The sequence below is a fragment of the Lysobacter enzymogenes genome, from assembly GCF_017168095.1.
In the GTDB taxonomy this organism is placed as follows: Bacteria; Pseudomonadota; Gammaproteobacteria; order Xanthomonadales; family Xanthomonadaceae; genus Lysobacter; species Lysobacter enzymogenes_D.
On record NZ_LXSD01000395.1, the window covers coordinates 1 to 9,012 of the forward strand.

6 protein-coding genes are annotated in these 9,012 nt (G+C 72.0%); 2 read left to right on the top strand and 4 right to left on the bottom strand.

The window, feature by feature from the left end:
* Positions 1 to 76: 76 nt before the first annotated feature.
* From murD to A7A76_RS16360, 3 genes are all read right to left on the bottom strand, one after another.
* Entirely contained in the window at positions 77 to 1,489 is a 1,413-nt protein-coding gene (gene murD, locus A7A76_RS16350; RefSeq protein ID WP_206412189.1) for a UDP-N-acetylmuramoyl-L-alanine--D-glutamate ligase, read from the bottom strand.
* Entirely contained in the window at positions 1,470 to 2,915 is a 1,446-nt protein-coding gene (gene murL / locus A7A76_RS16355) for a UDP-N-acetyl-alpha-D-muramoyl-L-alanyl-L-glutamate epimerase (protein ID WP_343225349.1), read from the bottom strand. Before murL ends, murD begins: the two co-directional genes overlap by 20 nt.
* Positions 2,916 to 2,982: 67 nt before the next feature.
* The gene (locus tag A7A76_RS16360) at positions 2,983 to 5,583 is read right to left on the bottom strand and encodes a bifunctional aspartate kinase/diaminopimelate decarboxylase (protein WP_343225350.1); all 2,601 of its coding nucleotides are present in this window, start codon (positions 5,581 to 5,583) and stop codon (positions 2,983 to 2,985) included.
* Positions 5,584 to 5,926: 343 nt separating this feature from the next.
* Here A7A76_RS16360 and A7A76_RS16365 point away from each other — a divergent pair, with 343 nt between their 5' ends.
* Positions 5,927 to 6,808, top strand: a complete 882-nt coding sequence (locus A7A76_RS16365; RefSeq protein WP_206412190.1) for a PhzF family phenazine biosynthesis protein — start codon at positions 5,927 to 5,929, stop codon at positions 6,806 to 6,808.
* A gap of 70 nt (positions 6,809 to 6,878) precedes the next feature.
* Here the strand turns inward: A7A76_RS16365 and A7A76_RS16370 are convergent, their stop codons facing one another.
* On the bottom strand, positions 6,879 to 7,769 hold the full coding sequence (locus A7A76_RS16370; protein ID WP_206412191.1) for a bile acid:sodium symporter: 891 nt from the start codon (positions 7,767 to 7,769) through the stop codon (positions 6,879 to 6,881).
* Positions 7,770 to 8,099: 330 nt separating this feature from the next.
* On the opposite strand from A7A76_RS16370, the gene A7A76_RS16375 reads away from it, so the two are divergent.
* Positions 8,100 to 8,804 (top strand): Crp/Fnr family transcriptional regulator, encoded by a 705-nt coding sequence (locus tag A7A76_RS16375; protein WP_206412192.1) that lies wholly within the window; start codon positions 8,100 to 8,102, stop codon positions 8,802 to 8,804.
* The last annotated feature ends 208 nt before the right edge of the window (positions 8,805 to 9,012 follow it).

The window sequence follows — 9,012 nt, forward strand, 5'->3', positions numbered from 1 at the left end:
GCAACCACGCCGAAACCGTCGAGGTAGTTGCGTTGTCGCGGTCGCGGCTCGCGCCGCTCCTACAGGGAGCTCGCGCTCAGGCGATGCCGATGCCCGCGATCGCGCTGATCGTGTCGGGATCGAACCCGGCCAGTTCGGCGAAATGGCGGCCGCGCGCGACGTAGTCGCGGTACGGGCCGTAGCTCGGCGCGCCCGGCGACAGCAGCACCACGCCGCCCTGCGCGCCGAGCGCGGCGCGGGCCTGGGCCATGGCGTCGGCGAGGTCGCGCGCCGCGCTCAGGGCGAAGCCGCCCTCGCCCGCTACCGCCTGCAGCAGCGTGTGGATGCGCGGCCCGTTCTCGCCCATCGTGACGATGGCCAGCGGCGCGCGCGTGCGCATCGCTTCGGCGAAACCGTGCCAGTCGATGCCGCGGTCGTGGCCGCCGACCAGCAGCGCGATGCGCTTGCCCGCATGGCAGTCCAGCGCCGCCAGGGTCGCGTGCGGCGTGGTGCTGATCGAATCATTGACGTAGGCGACGCCGTCGCGTTCGCCGATGGGTTGCAAGCGGTTCGGCAGCGGCCTGAAGCTCGCCGCGGCCGGCGCCAGCGGCGCGGCGTCGAGGCCGAGCGCTTCGATCGCGGTCAGCACCGCGCACAGGTTGCCGCGGTTGTGCCGGCCCGGCAGCGGCAGCGAGGCGGTGTCCATGATCTCGCGGTCGCCGCGCCACAGCGCGTCGCCGCGAAGGTGCCAGCCGGCCTCATTGCCGAACCAGCGGATTTCGCTGTCGGGCAGTTGCAGCGCCGACAGCACCGGATCGGCGGCGTTGAGCACGGCGATGCGCGGGCGGCCCTGGGTCAGCAGGCGCAGCTTGTCTTCGACGTAACGCGCCTGCGAGCCGTGCCAGTCCAGATGTTCGGGATAAATATTGAGCGCCACCGCCACGTCCGGCCGCGCGCCGCCGAGGCCGACGTCGCCGGTCTGGTAGCTCGACAGCTCGATCGCCCAGAACTGCGGCGGCTGCGGCGAATCCAGCGCGTCCAGGGTTTCCAGCAGCGGCAGGCCGATGTTGCCGGCCAGCGCCGTGCGGTGGCCGCCGGCGCGCAGCAGATGCGCCAGGAGCGAGGTCGTGGTGCTCTTGCCCTTGGTGCCGGTGACGCAGACGGTGCGGCCGCCGCCGCGCTGCGCGGCGTGTTCGCCGAACCACAGCGCGGTGCCGCCGATCAGGCGCGCGCCCTGCTCCACCGCGGCCAAGGCTTCGGCGCGGTACGGGCTGATGCCCGGCGATTTGACGATCCATTCGAACCCGCCCAGGCGCTCGGCGCTGGCCGCGGTCTCCACCGCCAGCCGCGGATCGTGCAGGCCGCGCGCGTCGGCGGCCTCGTCGACCGAGCAGAACAGGGTCAGGTCGAGCTGCGGCAGGCGCGCACGGATCGCGCGGTAGGCGGCGCGGCCTTCGCGGCCCCAGCCCCACAGCGCGACGCGCTGGCCGTCAAGCTGCGAGATACGCACGCAGGCGCTCCCACAGCGCCGGCGGCACGCGGTGCTCGCCCTCCAGCGCCAGCAGCGGTTCGATGCGCAGTTCCTCGCCGGCCAGCTGCGGCCGGATCTCGCGCGCGAAGCGCTCGACCAGCGCGTCCTCGCGCCACTGCGCGCGCTCGGCCAGCGCCGCCATCGCCGCGCGCGATTCGCGGCCTTCGCCGACGCATTCGAACGGCTTGTGGTTGCGGTATTCCAGCAGCGCGTCGAAGCCGTCGGTCTGGGCCGGATCGTCGAGCAGGTTGCGGCCGAAGATCGACACCAACCGAGGCTTCGTCATAAAAGGCGCCAACGCCAGGAACACGAAGTGGCATTTCGGGCACACGCCGCACCAACGGCTCGCCGGCCGCTCGCCGAGGATATGGAAATTGCGGTTGCAGCTGCTGAAATGCGCGTCGTAGCGATCGCCGCGCGCGAACTGCCGCGCCACCGCCAGCTCGCTCAGCGGCCGCAGCAGCGAGTAATAGCGCAGGTCCGCGGCGACGTGTTTCTGCAAGTACTCGCCGAACGCGCGCTCGCAGTCCCAGCCCTTCGACCACTGGTGGTTCACCTCGCCGGTGCCTTCGATCACGCTGCCGTAGCTGGCCGAGCGCTCGTTGGAGAACACCACCTGGTCGACGCCGCGCAGCAGCGCGGCCAGGGCCATGATCGCCGAGTTCACCACCGTCACCGGGATGTGGCCGTTGTACGCGCCCTGGCGGTTGTATTCGAACAACTGCGGCGCCAGCGCGCGACCGAGATTGAGCGTGGGCAGGCCGGTGCGCTCGGCGCAGGCCTTGATCAGCTGCGAGCCGCCGATCCAGGTCACGGTCTGTTCGACGCCGAGCGCGCGCAGCGCTTCGATGCTGACCAGCGAATCCTTGCCGCCGCCGATGGCGACCAGGGCGTGTTCGCGCAGGCCGAGCGCGGGGGCGGGGCCCTCACCCCGGCCCTCTCCCGCAAGCGGGAGAGGGTGTTCTTCGGACAGGATGCCGCTACTGCCCCCTCTCCCGCTCGCGGGAGAGGGCTGGGGTGAGGGCCCCACGGGAAATTTGATCTTGCCGTGCAGGTTCAACCCATTGCGATAAGCGAACTCGCCCAGCCCGTTGACGTAGATCAGCTCCAGCAACGCCGCGGTATCGGCGTCGATCGCATAGGTATCGATGCGGATCTGTTCCGGCACCGCGGCCTTGTAATAGCTCACGCCGGCGATCAGGTGCAGCAGGCGCAGCATGCGCTCCACCGCCGCGCCGCGCGCCGCGTCCAGCGCGAACGGCGCGCCGGGCACGGTGACGGTTTCGATCAGCTCCGGGCCGTCGTCGAAGGCGTAGACCAGTTCGGCCGCGCCGGTGCGGGCATCCAGGCCGCAGCGCACGAAACGGAAGGCGCGCACGGCGTCGCGTTGGAATTGATCGCTCACAGGTTCACTCTCGAAATCGAAACGGTCGCGCGCCGCGCCATCGCGGGGGCGTGGGTCGGGGCGGCGCTCATCCGAGCGCCTCCTCGGCCGGCAGCGCGCGCAGGTTGTAGGTGTTGGCCATGGCCATGCCGTAGGCGCCGGCGTCGGCGACCAGGATCACGTCGCCTTCCTCGGTCGCCTTCGGCAGCAGCCGCGCGCGGCCGATCACGTCGCTGCTCTCGCACACCGGGCCGACCACGTCGAACGCGGCGGTGTCGGCGTCGTCGATGCGGCCGAGGTTGTGGATGCCGTGGTAGGCCTCGTACATGGCCGGACGCATCAGCGCGTTCATGCCCGCATCGCAGCCGATCCGGCGCACGCCGTCCTTCTCCACCACCTGGGTCACCGACAGCAGCAGCACGCCGCTTTCGGCCACCAGGTAACGGCCCGGCTCGATGATCAGGCCGTAGCGCGGATACGCGGCCTTGATCTCGTCGAGCCCGGCGCGCCACAGGTTGAGGTCGAACTCGCGCGCTTCCGGCGTGTAGGCCACCGGCAGGCCGCCGCCGATGTCGATGGTCTCGATGGTGCCGACGCTGTCGGCCAGACCGGCGAGGCTGGCATAGACGCCGCGCCAGTGCTGCGGGTCGTCGATGCCGCTGCCCAGGTGCGCGTGCAGGCCGCTGATGCGCACGCCGAGCTTGCGCGCCTCTTCGACGAAGGCGTCGAAGCGCGCCAGCGGCAGGCCGAACTTGGCCGCCGCACCGCCGGTGCGGACCTTTTCGTGGTGGCCTTCGCCGTGGCCGAGGTCCAGGCGCAGCCACAGGGTGCGGCCGCGGAAGGTCTCGGGCCAGCGCTTGAGCGCCTCGACGTTGTCGAGGGTGACGATGGCGCCGCGCGCGAGCGCGGCCTCGTACTCGTGGCGCGGGGCGAAGCTGGGGGTGAACAGCACCCGCTCGGGCGCCATGTGCGGGATCGCCTGGAACACCCGCTCGATCTCGGCCAGCGACACGCATTCCAGGCCGAAGCCTTCGGCGACGATGGCGCGCAGCACCGCCGGGTGCGAGTTGGCCTTCATCGCGTAGAAGCAGCGGTCGACCGCGGCGGTGCCGATCAGCGCGCGCGCGCGTTCGCGCACCGTGGCCAGGTCGTAGACGTAGCGCGGGGTGCCGGCCGCGGCCATCGCCAGCAGGCGCGGACGCTGCGCCTGCCACCACGGCGCGGCGCGCTGCGGCTTGCCTTCGGAAATCTCGCGCCAGCTCGGCCCGAACACGCTGTCGTCGCGCACCGGCATGGCGCCGCCGCGGATCAGCTCGTGGTGCAGGTGCGGCAGCAGGCCGTCGGCGTCGGCTTCGTCGATGACGAAGGTCAGGTTCAAGTCGTTGGACGACTGCGAGATCAGGTGCACGCGCTCGCGCCCGAACGCGGCCCAGATGTCGGACAGCCGGTGCAGCAGCGAACGCATGCCGCGGCCGACCAGGGTGATCGCCGCGCACGGCGCGATCACCTTGACCCGGCACACCTCGGCCAAGTCGGCCGACAGCGCTTCGAGCACGTTGCTGTTGACCAGATTCTCGCTCGGATCCAGCGACACGGTGACGTTGGTTTCCGACGAACCGATCAGGTCGATCGACAGCCCGTGGCGCTTGAACCGCTCGAACACGTCGGCGAGAAAGCCCACCTGCTGCCACATGCCGATGCTTTCCATCGACACCAGCACGATGCCGTTGCGGCGGCTGATCGCCTTGACGCCCGGCACCGTGGCGGCGCTGGCGTCGATGCGGGTGCCGGGCAGGTCGAAGCGCTCGGTGTCGAGGATCGCCATCGGCACGCCGGCGTCGCGGCACGGCGCGATCGAGCGCGGGTGCAGCACCTTGGCGCCGGTGGTGGCGATTTCCTGCGCTTCGGCGTAGTCCAGCCGCGCCAGCAGGCGCGCCTCGGGCACTTCGCGCGGATTGGCGCTGAACATGCCGGGCACGTCGGTCCAGATCTCGACCCGCTGCGCTTTGAGCAGCGCGCCGAAGTACGCGGCCGAAGTATCCGAGCCGCCGCGGCCGAGAATCGCGGTGCCGCCGTCGCCGTGGCGGGCGATGAAGCCCTGGGTGATCAGCATCTGCGTCGGCTGCGCGCTGAAGCGCTCGACGAAGCCGGGTTCGGCGTGATGGCGGCAGTTCACCGACAGCCGCTGCGCCCACTCGCTGGCATTGGGCAGCGAGACCGCGTCGAGCCACTCGCGCGCATCGCACCAACCGAAGTCGAGCCCCTGCGAGCGCAGGTAGGCCGCGCCCAGGGTGGACGACAACAGTTCGCCCTGCCCCAGCACCTCGGCCTGCCAGTCCAGCGCGCGGCCGGCCGCGCGTGGATCGGTTTCCAGCGCAACCAGTTTCGCCAGGCGTTCGCCGAGCACCGCATCGGGATCCAGGCCGAGCTCGGCGCAGAAGCTGCGGTGGCGCTCGACCAGGCCGGCGAAGCGCGCGGCGATGCCGCCGTCCTCACCAGGCGGCGCATAGGCGATGGCCTGCAGTTCGTTGGTGACGCCCGACAGCGCGGAGACCACCACGAGCACGCGGCGGCCGTCTTCGCGCAGACGTTTTCCAGCCAGACGTCCGATCGTGTCCCAACGGTTGCGGCGTGATACCGAAGTACCGCCGAACTTGAGCACCACCCAGCCTGTCTGTTGCGTCTCCACGATTTCCTCGGTTGCCGATTCCACTTGAGTAGGGCCCGGCGCGCGCCGGGGCAGGTCGATCCGCCCGCAGCGGCCGATGAACGGACGCGGCGGGATTCCACACTTGCGAGTCGTGCGTGCCTAGAATTACGCGCTTCCAACCGGCGTCCTTGCGAATCGGGCCGCCTGTGGGAACCGGCGTGCCGGGCACGAAGCTGCGATTCTAGTCCAACCCGACCGCCGCCGAACGCCCGGCCCGCAAGTCTTTCGCCAACCTGTCGCAATCCCCTCTTTCCCGCCTCTCTCCCTCCCTGGCCCCGCCCTTGTACGCCACCTGCACGGGCCTTACGGAACGCCCCTGGAAATGACGCAACGCCGCTATCTGCAACTGGACGTCTTCGCCGACCGCCCCGGTGCCGGCAACCCGCTGGCCGTGGTCCTCGACGCCGAAGGCCTCGACGACGCCGCCATGCAGGCCATCGCCCGCTGGACCCGGCTGCCGGAAACCACGTTCGTGTTCGCGCCGACCCAGCCCGGCGCCAGCTACCGCATCCGCATGTTCAGCCCGCGCCGCGAAGTGCCCTTCGCCGGCCATCCCAGCGTCGGCACCGCCTGCGTGGTGCTGGAAGCCGGCCTGGCCGCGCCGGTGGACGGCGTGCTGGTGCAGGAAGGCGTGGCCGGGCTGCTGCCGCTGGCGGTGTCGGGCGAAGGCGAGGCGCGCACGATCGCGGTGCGCACGCCGCGCGCGCGCGTGGTCGAAACCGCCGACGCGGCCGATCCGCGCCTGAGCGCGGCCTTGCGCGATCTGCCCCTGGGCGCACTGGCGCCGGCGCTGATGGACGGCGGCCGCCGCTGGTGGCTGGCCGAATTGCGCGACGAAGCCGCGCTGCGCAGCGCCCAGCCCGACTGGGCGGCGATCGGCCGGCTGGCCGAAAGCACCGAGAGCATGGGCCTGTGCGCGTTCGCGCGCGCCGATACCGGCCAGGACTACGACCTGGTGGTGCGCGCCTTCGTCGGCGCGCCGGCGCAGTTCGAGGACGCCGCCTCCGGCGCGGCCAACGCCACGCTCGCCGCGTGGCTCAAGCACAACGACGCGCTGCCGGGGCGCGAGGGCCGCTACACCGTCAGCCAGGGCCGCGAAGTCGGCTTCGACGCGCGCCTGCAACTGCGCGTGGACGGCGACGGCGAAGTCTGGTCGGGCGGCCGGGTCAGCAACGTGGTGCGCGGCCACATCGACTGGCGCTGAGCGCGCGCGCGGGGCGGCGCGCATCGCCGCCGTCCCGCTGTGGTTCGTCGCCTGCGGCCTGCGGCCGCGCTCAGTTCGATTCCGACCGCGCCACCGCGCGCCGCCCCAGCCACACCGCGGCGAACGCCGGCAGGTACATCAGCAGGCCGTAGATCGCCGCCGGCACCGCCACCGCCGGCGAATTCAACAAGGTCAGCGCGATCACGATCGCCAGGGTGCTGTTCTGCACCCCGACCTCCATGCCCACGGTGATCGCATCGCGCAGGCCGAGCCGGGCGAGGCGGCCGAGCGCGAAGCCGCCGCCGATCGCCGCCGCGCCCATCGCCAGTGCCGCCGGGCCGAGCTCGCCGAGGCTGCGCGCCAGCACCGCGCGCTGGGTGATGCAGATCGCCACGATCAGCAGCAGCAACAGGCCCAGCGCGAACCGGCTGACCCAGGGCTCCGCTTTCAGCGCGAACGCCGGCGCGAACCGGCGCAAGGCCATGCCGGCCAACACCGGCGCCAGCACCAGCGCGGCCAGGTGCAGCACGGTCTGGCCGAACGGCAGGCGGATGCTGCGCGCCTCGCCGCCGAACCAGCGCAGCGCCAGTTCGACCAGCAAGGGCACGCTGAGGAAGGTGACCAGGGCGCTGATCACGGTCAGGGTGACCGCCAGGGCGACGTTGCCGCGCGCGAGGTAGGTCAGCGCGTTGGAGCTGCTGCCGCTGGGGCAGGCCGCGACCAGGACGAAGCCGATTGCGAATTCGACCGCGCCCGGGCCGCCGGAGCGCGCGACCAGCCACGCGGTGGCGAAGCCGAGCAGCGGCAGCAGCAGGTAATGGCCGAGCAGGCCGACCGCGACCGGCCGCGGCCGCTGCGCGATCCGGCGGAAGTCTTCGCCGCGCAGGGTCAGGCCGATGCCGCACATGATGATGGCGATGGCCAGCGGCAGGCCGATCTTGAGCAGTACGCTGTCCTGCACGAACGCCTCCTGGTGGATGTCTGCAATCGCGGGCGGCGGGGCCTGGATCGAACGACGGCGCCCGGCAGCGCCGCAAGGTCGATCGCGGCGGCGCGGTCGCGCCGGCGCGGCGCCTGCGGTTCCTCGCCGGGCGCTTCCGCGCTCGGCCGCGTACGCCCGACCGGCGCACCGCAACGAAGGCGCGCGGCGAACGCCCGCTCCGAACGCCGGCCGCGCCACCCGATCCTAGCCGCCCCGCGACGGCCGCGCGCGCACGAGCGGACACCGGCGCCGCGCTGGGCCACAATCGGCCGGCCGCCCACCGCCTGCGAGCCCCGCCGTCCGCCGCGCATGACCGAACCCGCCGCCCTGCCCGCCGATCCCTGGCTGCGCGACCTGTCGCCGCAGGTGGTCGCGCACCTGCAAGCGATGTCGGTGCGCCGGCGCCTGCGCGACGGCGAGCGGCTGTACGCCCGCGGCGACGCCGCCGAAGGCCTGTACGGCGTGGTCAGCGGCCGCATCCGCCTGAGCGTGCCGACCGCGGGCGGGCGCGAGATGCTGATCGTGCAGTTCGAACCCGGCAGTTGGTTCGGCGAAGTGTCGATGTTCGACGGCGAACCGCGCCCGCAGGACGCGCGCGCCGCCGGCGACAGCGAAATCCTGCTGTTGCCGCGGACGCGCTTCCTGGCCCTGCTGGAGCAGCACCCGGAGCTGTACCGCGGTTTCACCCGGCTGCTGTGCCGCAAGCTGCGCACCGCGCTGGAATACGTCGAAGACGCGCTGACCCTGCCGCTGGCCGCGCGCCTGGGCAAGCGCCTGCTGGAACTGGCGCAGGTGTACGGCGTGGAGCGCGACGAAGGCCGCCTGATCGACCTGCCGCTGCCGCAGGACGACCTGGCCAACATGCTCGGCGCGACCCGCCAGAGCGTCAGCAAACAGCTCAAGGACTGGGAACAACGCGGTTGGATCGCGTTGCGCTACCGCCACGTAGCGATCCGCGACAGCGCCGCGCTGGCACGCGCCGTAGCGCGTTGGTCGCAAGGCGCGACCGATTGAAACCCCGAACCCCCCACGCATGCCACGGCCGCCCCCTGTAGGAGCGGCGCAAGCCGCGACCGCGTTGCAGCAGATTGCGCCGCAAGCGCGGTGTCGCAGTCGCGGCTCGCGCCGCTCCTACAGCCGGACCTCGCAAATCGCCCACGCCTGCCACGGCCGCTCCCTGTAGGAGCGGCGCAAGCCGCGACCGCGTTGCAGCAGGTCGCGC